Genomic DNA, 24,476 nt, shown 5'->3' on the forward strand with positions numbered 1-24,476 from the left:
CTGATGGTGGTGCGCCTCACTGGTCCCCTCCAGCCGCCTTCCAGTCCTTGGCCAGCTGGGTGGCCAGGTCCTCGGCCTCCGCGAAGAGCTTCTTCACGTCCTGGCCGTTCTCACCCAGCCGGGTGATCAGGATGTCGAGCATCTTCAGGCTGTCGGTGAGCGGCGGCATGCCCACCTTGATCACTTCGTGGTACTGCTTCGAGGAATCGTCCTCACCGTCGCCACCACCGCGCGCGTTGAGGTCGTTGATGGACTCGACATGGGCGTGCGTCTCGGCCAGGGTCCGGCCGAGCTGCCCGTACTCCTCGATGCCCTTCCAGGTCGCCTCACTCGCCTTCAGCTCATTGCCGTCAGCCATCGTTTCTGCCTCCCCGGGGCTTGGACGCCTCGGCGGCGCCCTTCGCCATCTCGCGGAGGGGCGCCAGGAAATCCTCCACCGGGGTGCCGGCCAGCATCGAGCGGCGCATCTCGTCGCCCTTGCCGCGCAGAGGCTCGAAGGCCTCGCGTGCGGCCTCACCGCCTTCGTTCTGCGCCCGGCCGATCAGGTCCACCAGCGCCTTGCCGAGACGGACCGGATCCATCTGGCGGTAGTCCTCGGTGTGGAACTTGATCTCGCGGACATCGCCCTGGACACCCACGGTGACGCTGATGGCGCGGTCCTTGGAGCGCACCGTGGAGGTGCGGGCGGCCAGCTCGCGCTGGACGGAGGCAAGCTTCTCGGCATGTTCGCGGACCTGCCGCTGCATCTCGCCGAACTGCTCCTGGAGCGTCGAGCCGAGGATCGACTCGAACTGCTCGCGCGCGGACAGCGGAACCCGGGCGTCACCGCCGTCGTGCATGCCGCCGTTGTCGCGGGCCGGCCCTCCGTTCTGGTTGCCCATCAGCCGATCACTCCCGTCGTGGTGCACTCCTGCGTGCCCCACGTCTCCTCGTCCTCGTCCAGGTAGCTCTTGCGCTCCCGGTGCTGCTCCTGTCCCGCTCCCGCACCGGCCCCCGCCCCCGCGCCGGGGGGCATCATCGGTGGCTGGGAGGAGGTGCGCCGCCCGGTCGCTTCCTCGACGGCCTTGGCACTGGGATCGACGGAGCTGGTCCTGACCCGGCCGGTCGGCTCGATGCCGACGCTGTTCTTGCCGCCCTTGCCACTCGTGTACTCGGAGAACGTACCGTCGGCGTTGCGGACCTTGAACACGCCTTTGCTCTGCTGCGATCCGCCCTCGCCGCCGGTGCGCAGGCCGGAGTGGTCGCTGGAGAGCCGGGAGCTCTCGCGGAGGCGGGCCAGCGCCTTCTCGTTGTCGCGCCGCTGCTGCTCGGCACGCCGCTGCGCCTCTTCCTGCTCCTTGGCGTGCTGCTGGTACGCCTTCTGCTCGGCCTCGGCCTGGCGGCGCAGCGTCTCCTGCTGCTTCTGCTGTTGCTGGAACGCGCCGGGCGGGGCCTTGTAGAAGGAGCCGTCGGGGTTCTTGAGCGTCTTGCCGTCCGGGCCGGTCACGGTGCCGTTCTGGTTGATCCTGGAGCCGGGCGGGATGCCCGTCAGTCCGCCGGGGCCGAACGTACCCGGGCCGGTGGTGTTCTGATCGGTGTTGGTGTTCCCCAGGCCGTTGTGGTCGAGGCCCGTACTGCCGTTTCCGGTGACGTCGCTGGTGTCGAAGCTTCCCGGGCCCTGGGCGTTCAGGTTCTTGAGCTGGTCTTCCAGCGCCGAGCCGGGGCCCTTGTTCTCTCCCTCCGAGCCGTTCTGCTCGAAGGATGACCCGTCGCCGCCTCCGCTGAACGTGCCGTCACCCTCTCCGTCCTGGACTTGGGTCTCGTCGCCGGTCCCGCCGCCCGGCAGATCGTTCGCGTCGCCCTGAGGGTTCGGCAGTCCTTTGAGTAGTTGGGCGATGGCATCGGACGCCGTGTTGTCACTGTCTCCCAGATTCAGCCCGCCCTTCCCAGTGCCGGCAGGGGCGTCCCAGCTCGGCTTGTACGGTGAGCGGAGGGCATTGGTCGCATTGCTGTACGCGCTGCTGATGACCGACGCCGCGGTCGATGCAGGACCGTCGAGACTGCCCTTTACCTGGTCGAGCCAGCGGTCCTTGGCCTTCTGCTCGAAGGCGGCCCAGAATCCCGCCGCGTTCGGGTCGCCAAGTGTCTTCGTCGTCAGCCAGCCATTGTTGAACGTGTAGGAGCCCTCACCGAACTCCTCACGGAACAGATCGTGCAGGATCTGGGCGGGCCAGGCATTCCCCTCCGTGCCGTACGCGAAGATCACGTGGTACAGGTTCTGCAGCTCCGTCATGGCCGCGGTCCGAGCTTCGTCGATCTCCTTGGAGGGGTCACCCGGGTTGGTGATCTGCGTATGCAGATCACCAAACTGGTTCGCGACTCCTATGAGCATGCTGCGGAACTGTCCAGCCGCACTGCCCTGCATCTCGGAATCGGGAACGTCGATCTCGTCGGCCCAGCCCTTGACCGTCTGGAACCAGCGCAACAGGAAGCGCTGGACACCCTTGACCGTGTTACTCGCGTCATCGAAGCTGAACAGCGCGAAGACATTGCCGTGGCCGGAGAGCGCTTCCTTCAGGGTATCCCTTGCGCGGAAGTGCCACTGGTAGAGCGCTTTGTCCTGGGGCAGCGGGTCCTTGATGTCCGGGCTGAGGTTGAAACCGATCTGGTAGTTGACGGGCCAGAAGTTGTGCAGGTTCCACGGCTTGTTCCAGCCGAACTCGTAGCCCCCGGGAGGACCGACCTCGGGCCCCCACTCGAAGTGCCAGGGATCCACATGGCTGTTGGCGATCCACTGGAGCTTAGTTACGTCCTCCCGGGTGGCCGGAGGATGCGCGGAATCGGTGAAGAGGCTGAGAGCCGCCTCCCACTTCACATCACCCATCTTACCTTCGCCTCTTCTTCCGATCCCGCCCCGCTGATTCGCCCCTCGGTCAACTATCTTTGTTCTGCGTCAGGTTGTCCGACGTAGACTCTGTGGTGGTGTTACTTTTCCCACCGCTGCCGCTGAACATGGCCAGCGGTTCCTTGAGGTCGTCCATCATCGACTGAAGGGCGATGTCCTTGGCATCCTGCTCGCCCTGCTGGGTGATGTGATTGACGTTGAGCACCTTGTCGGAGAGGACCAGCATCCCCTCCTTGAGACCGTCCAGAATCCCCACCATGTCCGTCGCGAACTTCGTGAACCGGTCCTCCAGGGCCTTCGCCGCGCCGATCTCCTTCACGTCCGGGTTACCCGCACGCAAGGTGTCGTAGGTGCCGGCGCCCTTCATGCCGCCGTAGCCGTACAGCTTCAGGAGGTGCTCGTCGTTCCTGAACTCCTCGACGAACTGGCCGTTGATCCGGTCCCGCGCGAAGCTCTCCAGGAATTCCGACGAGATCTTGTAGGTACCGCCGTCCTCAGCCATGGGTCACCACCCGTCAGTTGTTCATGACGTTGGCACCGTGGACGTCATGCTCGTGGTGGGTGTCACCCATGTTGTTGAGCGTCTGGTGGCCCTGGTTGAACGCGTTGTCCATCTCGTTGATCGCGGTGTTCAGCTGCTGCTGGACCTGGCGCCAGGTGTTGGCGCTCTTGCCCTCGGCGGTGTTGGCGAGCTCCTGCACGCCCGCGATCAGCTCTTCCAGCGCGTTGCGCATGTTGGCTGTGAGCTGCTGCATGTCGTTGGTGGCGTCGCCAAGACCGTTCCAGTTGATGTGGATGTTGCCGGACACAGGGTGCCCCCTTCTTGCCGCGACGGATGAGGCCGGATCGGTGGTTTCAAATCAGTTGTTGTTGAGAACGCCCGCGATGCCGTCGGAGACGGCGGAGCTCTCGAACCCGCTCTTGGCGTGCTGGAGGGCGGCTTCCTCACCGGCGTCGAGGACGTTCTGCTGCTGGTTCAGCTTGTTCCAGACGTCGTCGACGGCAGCCATCGCCTTGGTGTAGCCCTGCTGCCATGACGCGAACTTGTCCTGGAAGGTCGCGGCCGACCCGTCCGTCGTGCTGTAGTGCGTCGCGACGTTGCTCCTGATGCCTTCGGCGACGCCGCCGGCCTGCTTCATGAACCCGAAGTGGGTGTCGAGCGCGACGACAGCCTTCCGTGCCGCCGCAGCGTCCTTGACGAGCTGGGACACCGTTGTCTCCTTCCAGTTGGAACCCGATCGGTTACGGGAAGGCACGACCCATCCGTCGCAGGGCCCTCCCCAACCTCATCTGTGTCGGGAAGATTATCCGATCATTGGGATTCATGTCAGCAGTGGGGGAGCCCAGTTCACCTCTGTCTGAGCTTTTCTTGAGCATGTCCGCTATCCCGCACCGCATTGTTCACGGAGCTGTGTTCTCTTCTGTGGAACCTTCCCCTCCTCTCGGCCGTCCGCGTCCACCACTCCGCTCTTCGAAACCCCCGACGGGTCCAGTACGGGACCCGTCGGAAGAAGACTCAACAAACGCCCCGGAACATCCACGGCTACGCCGGCCGAATACCCGAGTTGTTTCAGTCCCGCCGCCGTAACCGGATAGGAAACGCCCGAATCCGTCACCAAATACATCGAGTTGCCGGTACCGGCTGAGGACCGGGACCGCACCAGCGTTCCCGTTCCCGGGCGCACCCAGATCCGGTCCACCGCCACGCACGCCGCCGTCACCCCCGGCTGCCGGTCCGGCAGCGAGCCGGGGACACTGTCCGCCGGAACCAGGGACACCGTCGTCGTATGACCACCGGCGGACGGCTTCACCCGGACGCAGACCTGCTCCTGCGCCGGGTCCACCGTCGACACCCTCGGCGCCGAGGCGGGAAGCCCCGCCGCCAGCTGCTGCGCGGCCGACGCGGGCGCCTGATGACCCGCCAGGTCGGAGGGGCCCACCGGACGCTCGACCACGGCCTTTCCGCCGTACGCCTGGTCCTGGGTCCGCGGGTCGCCGCGCAGCAGCAGCCGGGCCAGCTCGGTCAGCGGGGCCAGCCCGTCCGTACGCAGCACATAGTGCTGTCCTCCGGCCGAGAAGAGCTGGCCGATGCGGGTGACGGAGCCCGCCAGCTCCGGCCCCGGGCCCCCCCGCCCGGTGATCTCCGGCGGGGCGAGCCTAGGCCCGGCGTCCAGCGCCGTCAGGAACGAGGCGCTGACCGGTACGGGCGTGACCCCGGCCCAGCCCAGGGCCGCCTCCGTGCCGTGCTGGGTGTCGACCGGGAACCGGCGGCCGTTCCACACCAGTTGCCGCCCCTCCCCCGGTGCCGTCACCAGCACACCGCGGTCGGAGCCGAGTCCGTCCTCCGAGTCCGCGGGTCCCCCCACGACCAAGCTGGTCAGCGGCTTCGACTTCGTCGGTCCGGCCGGCTGCGTACCGGCGCAGACCGCCCAGGCTTCGGAGCCGGGGGTGCCCGGCAGTCCGTCCGGGGCGCCCACGATCCCGATGGGGGTGCCGCGCGGCGCGTCCCCGATCGACTCCGACGCGACCTGCTGCACCGCCATCCGATCTCCCGCGACCAGCCGTGCGGACGCCTGGTTGAGCACCGGATGGAGCACCCCGCCGACGTTCAGGTAGCGGGCGCCGGTCTCCTTCACCACGACCAGCGTGCCCGGTGTCTGCCAGGAGGTGCCGCCCCCCGGCTTGATCAGCCCGAAGAGCGTGGTGACCACGCAGGCCAGCGCCACGATCAACGCACCCCAGCGAATGCCCCGCCAGGTCCGCGCAGTCGGGGTGTCGGGCGAGTCGGGGTCGTCCCGCAGCAGTCCGCTGGAGAGCCGCCCCATCACGTACAGATGCGCCTGCACCTGGTCCTTGCGCGACTGCACCGCCATCAGCCCCTCACCCCCTGATTCCGCGCAGCGCGCCGAACACGCCGGCGAGCAGCACCGCGAGCGGCAGCAGCGCCAGCGCGCACAGCGTGTGCAGCAGGTCGGCGATCCGTCCCCAGTAGGGGACGAGCCGTCGTCCCGGCACCGTCCAGGCGGCGATCGCGGTGATCGCGGCCAGCACGGCGAAGGCGGCGGTGATCTCCAGTCGCCCCGGAAGTCCCAGGTCGATGGCGCGGAGCACCCCGGCCAGGGCCAGTCCGTACGCCCCCGGGACCGCCATCGCGAGCCGGTGCGGCACGGCGCCGACCACGCGTACGTGCAGGAGCAGCAGCGTGCTCAGCGCCACGGCGAGCAGCTCGGCCGTCCAGCCGCTGCCGGTGGCGAGCAGCGCGGTCTCGCAGGCGGCGGCCAGCAGCCCGAGCGCCACGTACATGCCGGTCAGGTAGCGGTCGGCCAGTTCGGCGCGCTCGCGGACCTGTGCGGCGGGGAACGGTTCGATGCCCTCCTGCAGTTCGCCCGCGTTGGACGGCAGCGGCGGCATCCGCATCCCGGCGAACCGGAAGGCCAGGCTGGGTACGAACCCGCCGGCGAGCACGACCACGACCGCCAGCCACCCCGCGACCTGGTCGATCGGCATCCCGGACAGCGCGACCGCACCGGCCGCCGCGGTGAACGCGGCCACCGTGAACGCCCCGAGGAAGAGCGGTGCGAAGGCCCCGACCGCGGCCAGCGCGATGATCGCGGCGCCCGCTCCGGCCGCACCTCCGGCCAGCAGCCTCGGGCCGAGCATGCTCTCGCCGTGCCCGGCGGCCGGGACCAGCGCGCCAGCGACGGCCAGGTAGGGCACGGCCAGCAGGCCGAGCGCCGCTCCGGCGCCCGCGTCGCCGACCGCGCGGGAGGCGGCAAGACCGCCCGCCACCAGCAGCAGCGCGACGGCACCGGCCGCTCCGGCCCGCCACATCGCGGCGCCCGGCAGCAGCACGGTGATCAGTCCGGCGGCCAGAGCCGTCACGGTGAAACCGATGAGCAGCCGACGCGTCAGCTCGGGCCGCCAGGTGTCGGACCGGGCGCGCAGCGTCTCCCCGATGCCATCGACCAGATCGTCGAAGTCTGCTTCGGGCAACGTGTCATGACGGACCCTCAGATAAAGCGTCTCGCCGTCGCGCAGCTCCACCTCGGCCGGGGTGCGCTCCTCGTCGAGGGGGGCCGCACCGAGCCGTTGGAGAGTCCAGCCGCCGTGTTCCAGGCCCTGTTCGTCGAGGTCTCCACCGGCGTACTCGACCAGTACCGGCAGCAGATCAGCGAGCGGAACATCGGCGGGTATGCCTAGTTCGAAGGTTTTCTCCGGACTTCTGACGGTTATCCGGCAGAGCCCGGCGGTCTTGTCGCCCACGGTGCGCGATTCACTCCCGCCTGTATTTCGATCGGGATTCGACCCCGAGAACGAGTGCACATTATCGTGAAGTTCGTTATGACTGTACGTTCGTGCGACCAACCGTTAATCGGCGGCGTGGGCCGCCGATTTCAGGTCGTCGACACTTCGAGTCGGGAGCCGGTTTGAGCACCGTCATTTTTCGACGGCCCCCGCGCCGGGTCGGCCCGCGCATGCCCGAGGGCGAACTGACGCTTCAGGAGCCACCGTCCCTCCCGGAGCCCCAGGGCGCCATGGGCGGCATCATCACCTACCTGCCGATGGCGCTCAGTTCGCTCGGCATGGTGCTCATCTTCATCCGGCCCGGCGACGGCAACGGGGTGCTGATGTGGGTGTCGGTCGGCATGATGGCCACCTCGGCCATCGCCATGCTGGTCGCCCAGTTCCTCCGGGCCGCCGGGGACCGCAAGCGCAAGCTGCGCGCCGAACGCCGGGACTACCTGCGGTACCTGACGACGAGCCGACGCCGCATCCGCAAGGTGGTCGAGCAGCAGCGGCAGGCCCAGGAGTGGCGCCACCCGTTGCCGCAGGCGCTGTGGTCGGTCGCCCGCACCGGGCGGCTGTGGGAACGGCGCGCCACCCACGACGACTTCGGCGAGGCCCGGATCGGGACCGGTGAGCAGCAGCTCGCGCTCACCCTGGCGCCGCTGTCCACCAAGCCGGTCGAGGACCTGGAGCCGCTCTCCGCGCACGCTTTGCGCCGTTTCATCCACACGTACTCGACGGTCGAGGATCAGCCGGTGGCCGTACGTCTGCGTTCGTTCGCCCGGGTGCTGCTCACCGCCACGGACGAGCACCGCGCCGTTTCCCGGGCCGCGGCCCGCGCGCTGGTCGCCCAGCTCGCCGTGGCCCACGCCCCGGAGGATCTGACGATCGCCGTGGTGGCGGACGGCGACGCGCTGCCGTCCTGGTCCTGGGCCAAGTGGCTGCCGCACGTACAGCATCAGGCCGACGTCGACGGGGTGGGCCCGGCCCGTCTGGTGGCCGAGACGGTCTCGGAGCTGGAGCCGCTGCTCGGCGAGGAGTTCGCCGGGCGGCCGCCGTTCGAGCCCGGCGCGGAGCCCAGCCGTGACGAGCCGTTCACCGTCGTCATCCTGGACACCGCGACCGTGCCCCCCGGGGCCCGGCTCGCCGAGTCCGGCTATCGCAACACCGCCGTCGTCGACGTACGCGGCACCCTGGAGGGTGCCTGCCGGACACGCGGCACACTGCGACTGCGCGTCGCACCGGACGCGCTGACCCTGCTGTCCACCGCGCCGGACGGCAAGCCGTCCGAGACGAAGCTGGGCCGGCCGGACGCGCTCGGTCTGCACGCCTCCCGTGCCCTCGCCACCACCCTCGCACCCTTCCGACTGGGCGCCGCGGCCCGGGCCGAGCGCCCGCTGCAGGACGACATGGAGCTCACCGATCTGCTCGGCATCCGCGATCTGCACGCAGCCGAGGCGGCCGATCTGCACCGCCCCCGCACCGCCGCGGAACGGATGCGGGTGCCGATCGGCATCGGCTCGGACGGTGCGCACGTCGATCTCGACCTCAAGGAGTCCGCGCAGGGCGGCATGGGCCCGCACGGCATGCTGATCGGCGCCACCGGCTCCGGCAAGTCGGAACTGCTGCGCACCCTGGTGCTCGCCCTGGCGCTCACCCACTCCTCCGAGACGCTCAACTTCGTCCTCACCGACTTCAAGGGCGGCGCTACCTTCCTCGGCCTGGACCGGCTGCCGCATACCTCGGCCGTCATCACCAACCTGGCCGACGAGGCGGCGCTGGTCGAGCGGATGAAGGACGCCCTGCACGGCGAACTCGTCCGCCGCCAGGAGCTGCTGCGCAAGGCCGGCAACTACTCGTCCGTCCGCGAGTACGAGCAGGCGCGGGCGAGCGGCACCGACCTCGCCCCGCTGCCCACCCTGTTCGTGGTGGTCGACGAGTTCAGCGAACTGCTGGCCGCGCACCGCGACTTCCTCGACCTCTTCGTGATGATCGGGCGGCTCGGCCGCTCGCTCTCCGTCCACCTGCTGCTCGCCTCGCAGCGCCTGGACGAAGGCCGGATCAGCCAACTGGAGGGCCACCTCTCCTACCGCATCGCGCTGCGCACCTTCTCGGCGATGGACAGCCGGGGCGTGCTCGGTGTTCCGGACGCCTACGAGCTGCCGCCGCAGCCCGGCAGCGGTCTGCTCAAGAACGACGTCGGTGCGCTCACCCGCTTCAAGGCCGCCTATGTGTCGGGCCGTTACCGGGCCACCCGCCCCGCGGTCAGCGGTGCGGTGGTCGCCGGGCAGGTGGTGCCGTTCGAGGCGGGCTGGGTTCCGCCCCGGAACCTGCCCACCGCCCCGGAGACGGAGCCGGAGCCGGAGGAGAACACCTCCGGGCCCAGCCTGCTCGCCGTCGCCGTCGACAAGCTGGAGCGCTCCGGGCCGCCCGCCCACCAGGTGTGGCTGGCCCCGCTGGACGAGCCCCCGACGCTCGACCTCCTGTTGCCCCCGCCCGGTACGCCCGGCGGGAAGTTCCTCTCCGTTCCGGTCGGTGTCATCGACCGCCCCTTCGATCAGCGTCGCGACGAGCTGGTGGCCGACCTCTCGGGTGCGGGCGGCCATGTCGGCATCGCGGGCGGTCCCCAGTCCGGCAAGTCCACCCTGATCCGTACGCTGATCACGGCGCTCGCGCTCACCCACACCCCGCGCGACGTGCAGTTCTACTGCCTGGACTTCGGCGGCGGGACGCTCACCTCGCTCACCGGGCTGCCGCACGTCGGCGGCGTCACCGGGCGCCTCGACCCCGAGCGGATAGCGCGTAGCATCGCCGAGGTCAGCCAGGTCATCACCCACCGCGAACTGCTCTTCGCGGAGCGGGGCGTGGAGTCCATGGCCGACTTCCGGCGCCGCCGGGCCGCCGGTGAGTTCCCGGACGAGGCGCACGGCGATGTCTTCCTCGTCGTGGACGGCTGGAACACCATCCGCCAGGACTTCATGGATCTCGCCCCCACCTTCAACCTGATCGCCTCGCGGGGCCTCAACTTCGGGGTGCACCTGATCGTGGCCTCCGGCCGCTGGATGGAGATCTCGGCCGCCCTGCGCGACCAGCTCGGCACCCGCTTCGAGCTGCGTCTCGGCGACCCCGTGGACTCGATGGTCAACATGCGGGCGGCGGGCACCGTCCCGACGATTCCGGGCCGCGGTCTGACCACCGACCGGATGCACTACCTCACCGCTCTGCCCCGCAACGACGGCGATCCGAACGCGGAGACCGTCGCGGACGGCGTCGCCGCACTCGTACGGGAGGTCGCGGCCGGGTGGGGCGGGCCGGGTGCTCCACGGGTCCGGATGCTCCCGATGAGCCTTCCGGCGGCCGAACTCCCCGCCGCGGACGGCGATCTGCGCGTCCCGCTCGGCCTGGAAGATCAGCGGCTCGACGTGTTCCACCACGACTTCGAGGAGCACCCGCATCTGGTGGTCGTCGGTGATGTGGAGTCCGGCAAGTCGAACCTGCTCGCCCATGTGGCCGACGGGATCTGTGCCCGCTACACCCCCGACGAGGCCCGTGTCGTGCTCGTCGACTACCGGCGCGGCCTCGCCGAGGCAGTGCCCGAGTCGCACCGCCTCGGCTATGCCACCGGCGCCAATCTGCTGGCGCAGATGGTCGACGGGGTGGCGCGGGCGATGAAGGACCGGGTCCCCGGCCCCGAGATCGCCCCGGCCCGGCTCAAGCTGCGCGACTGGTGGAGCGGGCCCCGGCTGTTCCTTCTCGTCGACGACCACGAACTGGTCTCCACGAGCGGGCTGAGCGGCGGCGATCCGTTCGGCGCGCTCCACGAGTTCCTCGCCCAGGCCGACGAGATCGGCTTGCACATCGTCGTGGCCCGTAGTGCGAACGGCTCCGGCCGGGCGATGATGTCCGACCAATTGCTTCGACGCATGGTGGAGGCCAACACCCCGGTGCTGATGATGAGCTGTCCGCCGGCGGAAGGGCAGGTGGTGGCCGGAACGAAGCCACGTATCCTGCCTGCGGGACGGGGCCTGTACATCACCCGTCGCCGTACGGTGCAGATCCAGACGGCACACCGGTCCTGACGGCCCGGCGCCCTCCTGCCACCTCCTCGGCCCCCGTCCCCGAGCGCGCCTGCACCGTCGCCCTGGTGAGGGCGGCCGCCGCGGTGGGGCCGGGTGCCGAGGAACCGGCGGAGGGCTGACCACGACGACGCAGAAAGGAACACCATGGCCCGCCAGACCATCGTCGCGGACCCGTACCAGGGCATCACGTCGGCTCTCGTCGCCGCCCGCCCGGGGGGTGTGATCCGCCTCCGTCCCGGCCGCTACGACGAGTCCCTGGTCATCACCAAGATGGTCACCCTCATCGCCGACGACCCCGACGACCCGCCCGAGATATCCCCCCATTCCGGCAGCGCCGTCCAGGTCGTCGCCGAGGCCGTCAAGCTCTCCGGCCTGATCCTGCGCGGCAGCGACGAGGACGCCCCCGTCGTCGATGTGCCGCGCGGCCAGGCGGCACTGGAGAACTGCCGGGTGCACGCCCACTCCTGGACCGCGCTGCTTTCCCGCGAGCGCGGCTCCCTCGCCATGCGCAACTGCGTCATTGCCAACCCTGCGGGCGCCGGGTTCGTCGACCTCTCCCCCGAGCCCAGCGTCGTCGAGCACTGCGTCTTCGAGGACCTCGGCAGCTCCGGCCTGGTGCTCGGCGACGACTCCGCACCCGCGATCCGCGACTGCGCGGTCCGCGGCGCCCGCGGCAACGGCCTGCTGGCCAACGGGCGCGCGGGCGGCACCGTCGAGCGGCTCACGGTCGACGGCACCCCCAAGCCCGGGGTCGCCCTGGAGGAACAGGCCGCCACCCGTCTCACCGATGTCCGCACCGTGGGCTGCACCATCGGCTTCCACATCTCCTCCACCGCCCAGCCCGTCCTCACCGGCTGCTGCGCCGTCAACAGCGTCACTCACGGGGTGCTGCTCTCCGCCACCGCCGCGCCCGCCCTCAACAACGTGGAGGCCCGGGACTCGGGCGGCAGCGGCTTCGTCGCGATCGATCAGGCCCGCGGCACCCTCTCGGACTGCCTGGCCGAGAACTCCCTCGCCGCCGGCATCCTGGTCCGCGGCCGAGCCGAGCCCGCCGTCCAGCGCACCCTCGTGACCGGCGGCAAGGCCGAGGGCGTCCTCATCGACGCCGACAGCGCGCCGCGCGTCGACCGGGTGACGGTGCACCGGGCGGGAGGCCACGGCATCGTCCTCGCCGGCGGCAGCCGGGCCAGGCTCCGCGATGTCGAGATCGTCGAGGCCGGCGGCCATGGCCTGCACGCCCGTGACGAGGCGCGCGGACGTATCGAGATGACCTCGGTCGTCGATGCCGCGCAGTGCGGGGTCCGCGCCGACGGGGCGAGCCCGGCGTTCCAGGACGTCGCCGTGCGCGGAAGCGGGGCAGCCGGGTTCGCCGCTGCCGGGAAGTGCGCCCCCGAGCTCATCGACACCCTCATCGAAGATTCCGGCAGCGACGGCATCACGGTCACCGACGACGAAGCCGGGCTGACCGCCGTCCGGGCCCGCGTCCTGCGCAGCCGAGGCCACGGCGCCCTCATCGGCGCGGGCGCCGCGGCCGAGCTGACGGAGTGCGAGTTCACCGGCGGAAAGGCCGACGGCATCCGGATCGCCACCGAACGCCCTGTACGGGCGGCGGGCTGCACCGTCACCGGAAACGCCGGGGCCGGGGTCCGTCACACCGCCCCTGGCGGCAGCCTCGCCGCGGACGAGCTGACCAGCGAGGACAACGGCGAGACCGATGTCCTCGGCGGACGGGGCGACGGTGCCGCCGCCCCGGAGAGCGAGGGCGCGGACGGCGGACCGCTCGCCGGGCCGCTCGCCCAGCTCGACGAGCTGGTGGGGCTGCGTGCCGTCAAGGAGCAGGTAGCCACGCTCGTCAACCTCAACAAGCTGGCCCGGCGGCGCCGCGAGATGGGGCTGCCCGTCCCGGCCACCGCCCGCCATCTGGTCTTCGCCGGGCCGCCCGGCACCGGCAAGACCACCGTCGCCCGTCTCTACGGCTCGGTCCTCGCCTCACTCGGCGTCCTGCGCTCCGGGCACCTGGTGGAAGTGGCCCGCGCCGATCTCGTCGCGAAGATCATCGGCGGCACCGCCATCAAGACCACCGAGGTGTTCGAACAGGCCCTCGGCGGCGTGCTGTTCGTTGACGAGGCGTACACCCTCACCGCGGATGGCGGCAGCGGCCCCGACTTCGGCCGGGAGGCCGTCGACACCCTGGTCAAGCTGATGGAGGACCACCGCGAGGACATCGTCGTCATCGCCGCCGGGTACTCGCAGCAGATGCGGAGCTTCCTGGAGTCCAACCCCGGTCTGGGGTCGCGGTTCAGCCGCACCCTGGAGTTCGAGAACTACTCGGTGGACGAACTGCTCACCATCGTGAAGCGCCAGGGCGAGCAGCACCGGTTCACGATCCGCGAGGACACCGAGAGGGCCCTGACCCACCACTTCGAGCAGATGCACCGGGACGAGTCGTTCGGCAACGCCCGCGCGGCCCGCAAGGTGTTCGAGGAGATGGTGGACCGCCAGGCGTTTCGGCTCGCCGAGTCCCCGGACGTCACGGAGGAGGACCTCACCGTTCTCGTCCCGACGGATGTCGGCGAGGAGGCCGCACGTGTCGTCGCGGGGCAGAGTGCTCCGGGCCGCCAGTCCGAGCGCCTCACCGCACTGCTCGCCGAACTCGACGGCCTGATCGGCCTGGAGGGCGTCAAGGCGCAGGTCCGCGATGTCGTCAACCTGCTGTCGGCGACACGCCGCCGCAAGGCCGCCGGGCTGCCCGCCCCGGCCGTCGCCCACCATCTGGTGTTCACCGGCCCGCCCGGCACCGGCAAGACGTCGGTGGCCCGGCTCTACGGCGAACTACTGGGCGCGATGTCGGTGCTGCCGCGCGGCCAGCTGGTGGAGGTGTCCCGCGCCGATCTCGTCGGCCGGTACGTCGGTCACACCGCCCAGCTCACCAAGGAGGTGTTCGCGCGGGCCCGGGGCGGGGTGCTGTTCATCGACGAAGCGTATGCCCTCACCCCCGACGGCGGTTCGGGCTCCGACTTCGGCCGGGAGGCCGTCGACACCTTGCTCAAGCTGATGGAGGACCACCGGGACGACACGGTCGTGGTGGCGGCGGGCTACGAAGGCGAGATGGCCCGCTTCCTGGGCTCCAACCCCGGTCTGGCCTCACGCTTCGGACGCGCCGTCACCTTCGCCTCGTACAGCGCCGACGAGCTGGTCGAGATTGTGCGCCGCCAGAGCACCCGGGACGGTTACGAGTGCGCGCCCGCCACGCTGGACGCGCTGCGTCGCCACTTCGCCGGGGTCGACCGCGGCCCGAGCTTCGGCAACGGGCGCTACGCCCGCACCGTGCTCGAACAGATGATGACCCGCCAGGCCGGGCGGCTCGCGTCCGTCCCGGACGCGGACACAGACCAGCTGCGGCTGCTGCTCCCCGAGGATGTGACGGAATGACGGAGGAACACAAGGCGACCGGCAGGCACCCGAGGACCGGCCGGTGTGCCACCTGCTTCGAGTCCTTCAACCCCGCGTGCCCACGCGCGGTGCTGGACGAGAGCACGCAGGAAGTTCCGCGGCGGCCGGCGGAGCCGGTGCCGCCACTGGACCCGGTGTCCCCGCGCCGTACCACCGCCGGTCCCGCCACACCCGAGAGCCCTGCTACGTCCGAAAACCCCGGGGACACCGACCGGCCGAGGGTCACCGCGCAGCCCCCTGCCGCCTCCCGTCCCCGGGGCACCGCCGCCTCCTCGGACTCGGCCGCTCCCTCCCCGGAGCACCGCTCCTCCGCCCCGGTCCGTGACCCGCGCCGCCCGAGGACGGACGCGTCGGCCGGCCCGGCGCCGTGGCAGGAGCGCACCGCACCGCGCTCGGCCCCCGGTACAACCCCCGCACCCGGTACGGCGGACCGCACGCGCACCGCGACGCCGGGCGCCGCACCGGCCCGTGCCCCGCGCCCCGGCACCGCCGCGCCCGGCAGGGCCGAGGCCCCGGCCACGGAGGGGGGCACGTCCCGATGACCTGGCCACCCCGTAGGGCAGTCCGTACCCTGCCCGTGCTGCTGACTGCTGTCCTGACCGCGGCCGGACCGCTCATCGCGGCCTCCCCCGCCGCGGCCGACCCCGGCCTGCCCCGGATCTCCACTGCCCCGCCCCGGGACGGCGGCTGCGTCAAGCCGTCCCGGCAGCATCCCGCCGATGTCCCGTGGCCGCAGCAGTACATCGCTCCGTCCCGTGCCTGGGACACCACCCGAGGCGCGGGCGTCACCGTCGCCGTCGTCGACACCGGCGTGGACGCCGTGCGCAGCCCCGCCCTCGCGGGTCGCGTCACACCGGCCACCGCGGCCGCCGGGACCGACTGCATCGGCCACGGCACGTTCGTCGCGGGCCTGATCGCCGCCGCGCCGCGCCCCGGCACGGGGTTCGCGGGGGTCGCCCCCGAGGCCGGGATCATCGCCGTCCGCGCCACCGCGTCGGACGGCACCGCCACTGCGGACAGCGTGGCCGCCGGGATCGACGCGGCCGTCGTCCGCCGTGCGCGTGTCATCGATGTCCCGATCGCCCTGTCCCGGAGCAGTCCGGCGCTCGTCGCGGCGGTCCGTAACGCGGAACGCCACGGCGCGGTGGTGATCGCCCCGGCGTACGCGTCGGGCAGCACGGTCACGGGTTCCGGGAATGCCCCCGCCCCGGCCGCCTATCCGGCCGCGTTGCCGGGCGTCCTGGCCGTCGCCGCACTCGGACCGGGCGGTGTCCCGGATCAGAAGCTCACGCCCCGCACCGCGCCCGATCTGGCTGCGCCCGGCATTGCCGTGATGAGTGTCGGCCCCGGCGGTACGGGCAGCTTCACCGGCGACGGTGCCGATCTGGCCACCGCCTTCGTCGCGGGCGCCGCCGCACTCACCCTCGCGGCGCACCCGGATCTGACGCCCTCTCAGCTGTGTGACCGTCTCACCGCGACGGCGTATCACATCCCTGCCGACAAGGCGCTGGTCGGCGCGGGAACGGTGGACCCGGCGGCGGCCGTCACCGCTCCGGCCCCCGATCCCTCGGCCGTCCCGTCCCCCCAGACCCCGGCAGCCCTCCGCATGCCGCCCGCCGAGGCCCACTCCGGCCGCACCACGGCCATCGCCATCACCTCCGCCGCCGGGGCGGCCGTCCTGATCACGGGCTTCGCCGCGTTCACCCTTCCCCGGGCCCGCCGCCGGGGCTGGCGGCCGGGAGGATCGGCGCCGTAGGCGGACCGCGCCATCAGGCGGCTCGGTCGCCCGCATACAACCCGCACGACTCGCGCCACAAATGGACCACCGTGGCCCTGACGAACGGTGTGTCCATCCACGAGGTGTCCCGCCGGTTCGGACATCGTTCGATCAAGGTCACGGTGGACCGGTACGGCCACCTCACGCAGGACGGCCGGGAGCGCTGCCGTCAGGTGGCCGAGACGGCCGTGGGGCCGTACATGCTCACAGCAGGCCGAGCGACCGCAGTGCGCGGTGCTGGCTCGGTGCTGGCTCAGCGGGCCAGAAGATGTAGCAGACCCCGCCCGTACCGCTCCTGACCTTGCCGTTCGCGTCGTACCGCTTGGTGCGCAGCCAGATGTTCTCCCACTCCCGGCGCTTGTAGACCCGGCGCACCGCCTCGTCGCTCGGCGAGGCCGGGTCGTTCGCGACGACGTCGCCGTCCGCGGTGAACCCGATCACGGTCATGAGATGGCCGGAGGTGCCGTACCCGGCGCCGGTCAGTTCCTCCTTGAGGAAGGACTGCGACGTGATGACCGGGATGCCGGCCCGGATCAGCGTCTCCAGGTCCGTCAGCGAGCGGAGCCTGGTCACCACGGCGCTCAGGCCGTCGTACGTCGCGGCGTACGCGGCGTTGAACGGCCAGTTGCCGCAGCCCTCGTACTGGTAGTCGTACGTGAACCGGGCAGCGTGGCAGACCTGAGGGTCGGGCAGGCCCGGCTTGACCCAGGCGAGGTCCTCGGCGGTGGGCCTGCGCCCCCAGTACTCGATGATCATTTGAGAGGAGGTGGGGCTGCACCAGGCCTCGCCGCCGTTGTCGTACTCCGGGTACTGGCCCGCGTGCACATTCTGCGAGTAACGCGGCACCAGCAGCTCCCGGGCGAGACCGGGGGTGCTGGCGGGCACGGTGAAGCGGTCCGGGATGTCGGACGCCATCGCGCCGAGCCGCCAGACGGTGGGCGTGCGGCGGGTGCCCGGGAGGCGGTGGAGGGTGAGCCGCAACCGGTACGAGACCAGCCGCAGCCCGCTCGCCGCGTCGTCCACCGAGAAGGTGTCGGTCCAGATGGAGCTCTTGCCGTCGGTCTGGTCGTCGACCGACGTCCGGCGGATGTCACCGTCGCCGGCGGCCCACCGACCCATCACGTACCAGGGTGTGGAGGTGGCGTCCGAGTAGCGGCCCTGGAGCTCGATCTGGATCCAGGTGCCCGCCGGGGTGTCGGCGTTCCAGGAGGCGATCACCTCGGTCGCCGGGACGGCGGACCGGTGGACCGGCGAGGTCCAGGTCGCGTACTCCCAGGTGGTGGTCAGGCCGGTGTGCGGATCGGTGTAGTCGGTGCGCCCCTCGGCGTGGCCGATCACCAGACCGGGCCGGCGGCCCGCGACGGCCCGCGTCCCGGCGCCGAAGCCGCAGCGCCAGTCGGTGTACGTGTGCCAGGAACGGTTGTCCGCAAGAGAAGCGGCTGCCGGGGAGGTGAGGGACGGGGCGTCGGAGGGAACGGCGGCGGTTGCGGAGTCGGCGGACGACACCGTGCCGGCGGTGGCCGCTGCCGCGAGTGCGGCGGTCAGGACGGTTCTGCGCGAGGTCGGTCTGTTCATGGGCGAGACCCCCGGTCGTAAGCGAAATGACGCTGCGGGTACACGACAGTGCGCCAACTATTGCGGGTCGCGGCCCGGTTCGGCCAGCGGTTCCACTCGCACCGATGAACCAATATTGGTCCAGTCCACTGGCGCGACCTGCGATTGCTTCGGATCGGCTCGTAGGCTGGGGCGCATGAACGACCTCTCGCTCCTCGCCGCGCGGCTGCGAACCCTGGCGCCGTCCTGCGGACCGGTGCGGCTGATCGCCGTCGACGGCCACGCGGGATCGGGGAAGAGCACCTTCGCGTCCCGCCTCGCGGCCGCGCTCGACGACGCCCCCGTACTGCGTCTGGACGACCTGGCCACCCATGAGTCCTTCTTCACCTGGGTGGACCGGCTGCGGGAGCAGGTGATCGGACCCCTGTCGCGCGGTGAGTGCGCGCGCTACGCGCCGTACGACTGGACCGCGCGGACGTTCGCGGCGCCGCGCAGCCTGGAGCCCGCACCGGTGGTGCTGATCGAGGGGGTCGGGGCGGGCCGCCGTGCGCTGCGGCCGCATCTGGCACAGCTGCTGTGGATGGATCTCGCCGCCGCGGAGTCCTGGAAACGGGGCCGCCGCCGGGACGGACCGGCTCTTTCGGCCTTCTGGGACGGGTGGACGGCTGCCGAGGCGGAGCACTTCTCGGTCGATCCCTCGCGCTCCCACGCGGATGCTCTGGTACGGCAGTTGCCTGTGGGGTACGAGTGGCTGGAGAGGTCCGCCACGGCAGCAGGAGCGAACCATCCCGTCACGGAACGTGATCACATGGCGCCGCCGTGATGAGTGGTGAGAAAACGGCCCGGAAGTACCTCAACTCTGCTTGACCCGAGGGCGGTACAGGTCTTACGTTCTCAATGTGCGGCTTTTCGGAGCCCTCACAGACACGAAGCCCCCGGTTGTTCCCCCGTGATCGGGGGCTTCGTTCTGCCCTTGCACCCTCGCCCTCCTGCCTGTTCGACGGATTCCGCTCACCCTCGGTCACGGTCTCCCTTCCGCCTGCGGTGCTCTTAGTCGCACACTCCCTGCGCAGGTACGATGCCTCTCGGTGCGGTCAAATCCCGTCCGTGGCACAGTGATTCAGCGCGCCTCGGCGGGCAGGTCGTGCGGCGGGACATCCTGGGGGCACGTTTGTGGGGGACCAGATGGACATCGGCACGCAGGGCGCACAGGCCCCGGCCGACCTCGCCTGGCTGCGCGGCGTGGACGCCTACACCATGGGCGCCTACCCACAGGCCGAGGAGGAGTTCCGGGCTGCGGTACGGATCGATCCCGGCATGGCGGACGGCTGGCTCGGCCTGCACGCGCTGAGGGTCGACACCACGACGGCGCTGCTGCGCATGTACCGCCACCGCGAACGCTTCGGTGAACAGCGCACCCGCCATCGGCGCACGCTCAACTCCTGGTACTGGCTGGGCTGGTGGGTGCAGCCGGTGCTGGAAAGCCCACGCGATCTGCTCCTCGCGCACGCCTCGCACTGGCTGGACGGGCGCCATGTCCCCGAACTGGACCGTGCGCTGGCCGGCCTGCCGCCAGTGGACACGGACCCGCAGGTGCGCTTCCTGCACGCCTGCCGCTCCTACCTGGTCAAGGACTGGGAGCAACTCGTACGCAACACCGAGCAGCTGACCGACGATCCGGTGCTCGGTATCGAGGCGGGGCTGTTCGGCGGGATGGCGCGGGTGCGGCTGGAGATGTACGGGCAGGCCGAGCCGCTGCTCTCCGCCGCACTGATGCGCTGCCGCAGCGAGCAGCCGCAGCGCAAGGAGCTGCGCTACTGGCTGGCCCGCGCGCACGAGGGCACCGGCCGCAGCGCGGCCGCCCTGCCGCTCTACCGCGCGGTGCACCGGATCGATCCGGCGTTCATGGATACCTCGGCGCGACTCGCCGCGATCGCGGACTACGACGGTCTCGAAGGGACCGACGAGGCCGCCGGTCTGACCGCCGTGCCCCTGGCCGGGTTCGGCAAGGACGCCGGGGCGGAGGCACAGCCGGACGGGGATGCGCTGCTCGGCACCGATCTGGTGGACGGCCGGGAACTGCGGCCGGGCAGCGAGACACCGGGGCTCGTGGGCCTCGGAGTGCCACCGCCGTCCGGCACGGCGCGGCGGAAGACCGCGGTGCCCGGCCGGCCGGCAGCCCCCTTCCCGGCCGGGCCCAGCGATCCGGTACTGCTCGCCGAGGCGCTGGCGGAGCTGGAGCGGATGGTCGGCCTGGAACCGGTCAAACGCCAGGTCAAGGCGTTGTCCGCGCAGCTCAACATGGCACGGCTGCGGGCCGGCCAGGGGCTTCCCGTACAGCCGCCGAAACGCCATTTCGTCTTCTCGGGCCCCTCCGGCACCGGCAAGACCACGGTGGCCCGCATCCTCGGCCGAGTCTTCTACGCTCTCGGTCTGCTCGGCGGCGACCACCTCGTCGAGGCCCAACGGGCAGATCTGGTGGGCGAGTTCCTCGGCCAGACCGCCGTCAAGGCCAATGAGCTGATCGACTCGGCGCTCGGCGGGGTGCTCTTCGTCGACGAGGCGTACAGCCTCTTCAACACCGGCTACAGCAAGGGTGACGCGTACGGCGACGAGGCCCTCCAGGTCCTCCTCAAGCGCGCGGAGGACAACCGGGACCATCTCGTCGTCATCCTCGCGGGCTATCCGGAAGGCATGGACCGGCTGCTGGCCACCAATCCGGGGCTCTCCTCACGCTTCACCACCCGGGTGGACTTCCCGAGCTACCGGCCCCTGGAGCTCACCTCCATCGGTGAGGTGCTGGCCACGGAGAACGGCGATGCGTGGGACGAGGAGTCCCTGGAGGAGCTGCGCTCCATCAGCGGTCATGTCGTGGAGCAGGGCTGGATCGACGAACTGGGCAACGGACGGTTCCTGCGCACCCTGTACGAGAAGAGCTGCGCCTACCGCGATCTGCGGCTCTCCGGCTATGCGGCTGTGCCGGACCGAGATGACCTGGCCACACTGCGGCTGCCGGATCTGATGCAGGCGTACGGCGAGGTACTGTCCGGCCGGGGACCGGTGGACCGGGGGCCCCAGGAACCGCCGGTGTTGTGAGAAGCGCCCGAGGACGCCGGGGCGGCGGGACCGCGCCCTCCGGCGTCCGGGAGCCGGAGCGGCGGGCGTGCATGCCAGACGCCCCCGGCCAGACCAAGGCGGAGGGACGTCCGCATACTGGATGTATGCGGACGTTCCGACAACGCGGCGAGGTGCCGTAGCTGTCGTCGCGCGCCCGCCAGGGATTACGGGACAGCCCTTAGCGGGCCGCCGCGGTGAGTTCGCCGTAGCCGGTCGTCGTCTCCTCCGCCCGGCGCGGCACCGAGACCCGGTGGGCCGGGTCGCGCACCTCACCGACCAGCATCTCCAGGACGTCCTCCATGGCGACCAGGCCGAGGACCCGGCCGGACGCGTCGGCGACCTGTGCCAGATGCGTGGCCGCTCGGCGCATCACGGTCAGGGCGTCGTCCAGGGGCAGCTCGGCCCGTACGGTCGCCATCGGGCGCCACACCTGCTGGGGGACGGCCCGCTCGCCGTCCTCCAGGTCCAGGACGTCCTTGACGTGCAGATAGCCCATGAACGGGCCGCCGCCCTCCGCGCACACGGGAAAGCGCGAGTAGCCGGTCCGTACGGTCAGCTCCTCGATCCGGTGCGGGGTGACGGAGGGGTCGACCGTCACCAGAGAGGCCCGGCTGAGCAGCACATCGGTGACGGGCCTGCTGCCCAGTTCCAGTGCGTCCTCCAGCCGCTCCCGTGCCTCCGGCTCCAGCAGTCCGGCCTGGCCGGAGTCCTCGACGAGCCGGTTGAGCTGCTCACTGGTGAAGACGGCCTCCACCTCGTCCTTCGGTTCGACACCGAAGAGCCGGAGCACCAGCCGGGCGCAGGCACCCAGTGCGGAGGTGATTGGACGGCAGATGCGGGCGAAGCCGACGAGGCCGGGGCTGAACCACAGCGCGGTCTTCTCCGGCGCCGCCATCGCGAGGTTCTTCGGGACCATTTCGCCGATGACGAGGTGGAGGAACACCACGAAGACGAGCGCCAGTACGTAGCAGAGCGGATGGATGAGCCCCTCGGGCAGGTTGACCGCCTGGAAGACCGGCTCCAGCAGATGGGCGACGGTCGGTTCGGCGACGGCGCCGAGGGTCAGCGAGCAGATGGTGATGCCGAACTGGGCGGCGGCCATCATCTGCGGCAGGTTCTCCAGGCCGTACAGCACCTGGCGGGCCCGGCCCGACCCGGCAGCCGCCAGGGGTTCGACCTGGCTGCGCCGTACGGAGACGAGGGCGAACTCGGCACCGACGAAGAAGCCGTTCGCCAGCACGAGGAGCGCGGCGAAAAGCAGTTGGACAAGGCTCATCGCACGGCCTCCAGGACGCCGTGGGTCACCGATGCCTCGGTGACGGGGTCCATCACCTCGGCCACGCGTACGAAGCGGACCTTCTCGGCGCGGTAGTGGCCGACCTGGCGGACGGAGATCCGCCAGCCGGGCAGTTCCGCCCGGTCACCGGGGGCGGGGATGCGTCCCAGCAGATCGGCGACGAGTCCGGCCACGGTCTCGTACGGTCCGTCGGGTACGTCGAGCCCTATCCGGCGCAGGGTCAGGACCCGGCAGCTGCCTTCGGCGTCCCAGGCCGGGCGGCCGTCCTCGGGAGCTGCAGGGGCCAGTTCGGGCCGGTCGGCGCCTTCGGCATCGTGCTCGTCCCTGACCTCGCCGACGAGTTCCTCGATGATGTCCTCAAGGGTGACGACTCCGGCGGTGCCGCCGTACTCGTCGACCACCACGGCGATCGGCTGCTCGTTGCGCAGCCGCTGAAGCAGCTGTTCGACGGGCAGGGATTCCGGCACCAGCAGCGGCGGTACGGCGATCCGGCGCGCCGGTATGCGCAGCCGGTCCTGGGCGGGCACGGCGAGCGCGTCCTTGAGGTAGATCATTCCGATGACCTCGTCGATGCGCTCCCGGTAGACGGGAAAGCGGGAGAGGCCGGTGGCGCGGGTGAGGTTGAGGACGTCCTGCGCCGTCGCCGAGGACTGCAGGGCGCTGACCTTCACCCGTGGGGTCATGACGTGCTGTGCGGTGAGTCCGGCGAGCGACAGGGTCCGCACGAAGAGATCCGCGGTGTCCTGTTCGAGGGTGCCGGCCTCGGCCGAGTGCCGGGCCAGGGAGACCAGTTCTCCGGGGGTACGGGCGGAGGCCAGCTCGTCGGTGGGTTCGACACCCAGCAGGCGTACCAGCCGGTTGGCGACCGTGTTCAGCATGCTGATCACCGGTCGGAGGGCGGCGGAGAAACGGTACTGGGGGCCGGCGACGAACCGGGCGACCTGGAGCGGCCGGGAGACCGCCCAGTTCTTGGGCACGAGCTCGCCGATCACCATCTGGACGGCCGAGGCCACCATCATCCCGATCACCATGCTGATGCCGGGTACGGCGCCGTCGGGCAGACCGGTCGCGGTGAGGGGGCCGTCCAGCAGTTGGGCGAGTGCCGGTTCGGCGAGCATACCGACGACCAGTGAGGTGATGGTGATGCCGAGCTGGGTGCCGGAGAGCTGGAAGGAGAGTTCACGCAAGGCTTCGACGACGGTGCGGGCCCGTCGGTCGCCCTCGGCGGCGGCGCGCTCGGCGTCCGGCCGCTCCACCGTGACGAGCCCGAACTCGGCCGCCACGAAGAATCCGTTGGCGAGGATGAGAAGGAACGCTGCGCTCAGAAGCAGCAGGGGGATGGTCATGCCGCCGCCTCCGGGGCAGGGGCGGCGCAGGTACTACCGGACGGTCCGTCCATTGCTGGAAGGAGTCACTCCTCGGGTCGCAGGAAAGCCCCGCCGGCCTCATGGACCGCTCGTGCGGGGCGGGGCGCACAGGGCGCCGCCGTCCTCCAGAGTAATCAAGAAGTGGCCGTACGAGGCAAGGGGCTCAGCTGTGGTCCTTGCCGGTGCCGTGGTGCTCGGCGAGGGCGCGGAGCGCACCGGCGTCGCGGATGGCCTGCTGCTTGCCGATTCCCGGCTGGATACCGAGGACGGGCATGCTGGTCCCGTCGCTCAGGTCGAGAAAGACCCAGGGGTCGCCGGCGCGCAGGTTGACGCGGACAACCTCCGCCCAGGACAGCCGGCGCGTCCGGGTGAGATTGACCACCGTCACCCCTTCCTCGTTCGCGACGACCTTCGGGCGGCTGAGCAGCGCCAGCACACCGAAGAACAGCAGCGCGGTGAAGATGAAGCTGGACTGCTCCCCCGCGCTCAGCTGCTCCAGGGTCAGGGCGACCGCGGTGATGACGACGACCATCGCCGCCCCCACGGTCAGCAGGACCACCCGGGTTCGGGTCGGCCGGAACGTGACAGGCAGTGCAGGGAGTTCGGACCGGGGCGCAGGGGCGGACATGGCGTTCTTCTGTCTTCCGAGTGATCGCCCGGC

Annotated in this window: 19 protein-coding genes; 7 read left to right on the top strand and 12 right to left on the bottom strand. The window is 70.9% G+C overall.

Translation table 11 applies throughout. The features are described from left to right. Window positions 1-16 precede the first annotated feature (16 nt). The 8 genes from ABT115_RS21845 to eccD form a co-directional block, all read right to left on the bottom strand. A complete protein-coding gene (locus ABT115_RS21845; protein ID WP_351792361.1) occupies window positions 17-358 on the bottom strand; it encodes a hypothetical protein in 342 nt (113 codons plus the stop codon). Beyond that, window positions 351-881 carry a YbaB/EbfC family nucleoid-associated protein gene (locus ABT115_RS21850; protein ID WP_351792364.1) on the bottom strand — a complete coding sequence of 177 codons (531 nt, stop codon included), beginning with the start codon at window positions 879-881 and terminating at the stop codon, window positions 351-353. Before ABT115_RS21850 ends, ABT115_RS21845 begins: the two co-directional genes overlap by 8 nt. Beyond that, a complete protein-coding gene (locus ABT115_RS21855; protein ID WP_351792367.1) occupies window positions 881-2,863 on the bottom strand; it encodes a hypothetical protein in 1,983 nt (660 codons plus the stop codon). The genes ABT115_RS21850 and ABT115_RS21855 overlap by 1 nt, the downstream gene beginning before the upstream one ends. A 49-nt stretch (window positions 2,864-2,912) precedes the next feature. Next, window positions 2,913-3,386 (bottom strand): hypothetical protein, encoded by a 474-nt coding sequence (locus tag ABT115_RS21860; RefSeq protein ID WP_351792370.1) that lies wholly within the window; start codon window positions 3,384-3,386, stop codon window positions 2,913-2,915. 13 nt (window positions 3,387-3,399) lie between these two features. Continuing rightward, the gene (locus ABT115_RS21865) at window positions 3,400-3,693 is read right to left on the bottom strand and encodes a hypothetical protein (protein ID WP_351792373.1); all 294 of its coding nucleotides are present in this window, start codon (window positions 3,691-3,693) and stop codon (window positions 3,400-3,402) included. Window positions 3,694-3,744: 51 nt separating this feature from the next. After that, on the bottom strand, window positions 3,745-4,095 hold the full coding sequence (locus ABT115_RS21870; RefSeq protein ID WP_351792375.1) for a hypothetical protein: 351 nt from the start codon (window positions 4,093-4,095) through the stop codon (window positions 3,745-3,747). Window positions 4,096-4,266: 171 nt separating this feature from the next. Beyond that, complete coding sequence (eccB, locus tag ABT115_RS21875) at window positions 4,267-5,757, bottom strand: type VII secretion protein EccB (protein ID WP_351792378.1); 1,491 nt, start codon at window positions 5,755-5,757, stop codon at window positions 4,267-4,269. 7 nt (window positions 5,758-5,764) lie between these two features. Continuing rightward, the gene (gene eccD, locus ABT115_RS21880; RefSeq protein WP_351792381.1) at window positions 5,765-7,147 is read right to left on the bottom strand and encodes a type VII secretion integral membrane protein EccD; all 1,383 of its coding nucleotides are present in this window, start codon (window positions 7,145-7,147) and stop codon (window positions 5,765-5,767) included. A 164-nt stretch (window positions 7,148-7,311) separates the two neighbouring features. On the opposite strand from eccD, the gene eccCa reads away from it, so the two are divergent. The 5 genes from eccCa to ABT115_RS21905 all read left to right on the top strand — a co-directional run bounded on the left by eccCa (window position 7,312) and on the right by ABT115_RS21905 (window position 16,779). After that, window positions 7,312-11,250, top strand: a complete 3,939-nt coding sequence (eccCa, locus tag ABT115_RS21885; protein WP_351792384.1) for a type VII secretion protein EccCa — start codon at window positions 7,312-7,314, stop codon at window positions 11,248-11,250. Window positions 11,251-11,394: 144 nt separating this feature from the next. After that, window positions 11,395-14,682 (top strand): AAA family ATPase, encoded by a 3,288-nt coding sequence (locus tag ABT115_RS21890; RefSeq protein ID WP_351792387.1) that lies wholly within the window; start codon window positions 11,395-11,397, stop codon window positions 14,680-14,682. Next, complete coding sequence (locus tag ABT115_RS21895; RefSeq protein WP_351792390.1) at window positions 14,679-15,245, top strand: hypothetical protein; 567 nt, start codon at window positions 14,679-14,681, stop codon at window positions 15,243-15,245. The genes ABT115_RS21890 and ABT115_RS21895 overlap by 4 nt, the downstream gene beginning before the upstream one ends. Before the next feature lie 35 nt (window positions 15,246-15,280). Then, entirely contained in the window at window positions 15,281-16,459 is a 1,179-nt protein-coding gene (locus ABT115_RS21900) for a S8 family serine peptidase (protein WP_351792393.1), read from the top strand. Beyond that, window positions 16,447-16,779, top strand: coding sequence for a tyrosine-type recombinase/integrase (locus ABT115_RS21905; protein WP_351792455.1), 333 nt, complete (start codon window positions 16,447-16,449; stop codon window positions 16,777-16,779). Before ABT115_RS21900 ends, ABT115_RS21905 begins: the two co-directional genes overlap by 13 nt. Here ABT115_RS21905 and ABT115_RS21910 read toward each other — a convergent pair. After that, window positions 16,685-18,055: a C39 family peptidase gene (locus tag ABT115_RS21910; RefSeq protein ID WP_351792396.1), complete on the bottom strand. Its 1,371-nt coding sequence runs from the start codon at window positions 18,053-18,055 to the stop codon at window positions 16,685-16,687. The genes ABT115_RS21905 and ABT115_RS21910 overlap by 95 nt on opposite strands. A 175-nt stretch (window positions 18,056-18,230) precedes the next feature. On the opposite strand from ABT115_RS21910, the gene ABT115_RS21915 reads away from it, so the two are divergent. Further along, window positions 18,231-18,857, top strand: coding sequence for a uridine kinase family protein (locus tag ABT115_RS21915; protein ID WP_351792399.1), 627 nt, complete (start codon window positions 18,231-18,233; stop codon window positions 18,855-18,857). 362 nt (window positions 18,858-19,219) lie between these two features. Continuing rightward, a complete protein-coding gene (locus ABT115_RS21920; protein WP_351792401.1) occupies window positions 19,220-21,130 on the top strand; it encodes an AAA family ATPase in 1,911 nt (636 codons plus the stop codon). 199 nt (window positions 21,131-21,329) lie between these two features. On the opposite strand, the gene ABT115_RS21925 is transcribed toward ABT115_RS21920, so the two are convergent. The 3 genes from ABT115_RS21925 to ABT115_RS21935 all read right to left on the bottom strand — a co-directional run bounded on the left by ABT115_RS21925 (window position 21,330) and on the right by ABT115_RS21935 (window position 24,443). Continuing rightward, window positions 21,330-22,427, bottom strand: coding sequence for a hemolysin family protein (locus tag ABT115_RS21925; RefSeq protein WP_351792404.1), 1,098 nt, complete (start codon window positions 22,425-22,427; stop codon window positions 21,330-21,332). Next, window positions 22,424-23,794 carry a hemolysin family protein gene (locus tag ABT115_RS21930; RefSeq protein ID WP_351792407.1) on the bottom strand — a complete coding sequence of 457 codons (1,371 nt, stop codon included), beginning with the start codon at window positions 23,792-23,794 and terminating at the stop codon, window positions 22,424-22,426. Before ABT115_RS21930 ends, ABT115_RS21925 begins: the two co-directional genes overlap by 4 nt. A 184-nt stretch (window positions 23,795-23,978) precedes the next feature. Then, window positions 23,979-24,443, bottom strand: a complete 465-nt coding sequence (locus ABT115_RS21935) for a PH domain-containing protein (RefSeq protein WP_351792410.1) — start codon at window positions 24,441-24,443, stop codon at window positions 23,979-23,981. Window positions 24,444-24,476: the final 33 nt, after the last annotated feature.

Origin of the sequence: Streptomyces sp. NPDC001832, assembly GCF_040297265.1 — a bacterium.
Taxonomy (GTDB): Bacteria; Actinomycetota; Actinomycetes; order Streptomycetales; family Streptomycetaceae; genus Streptomyces.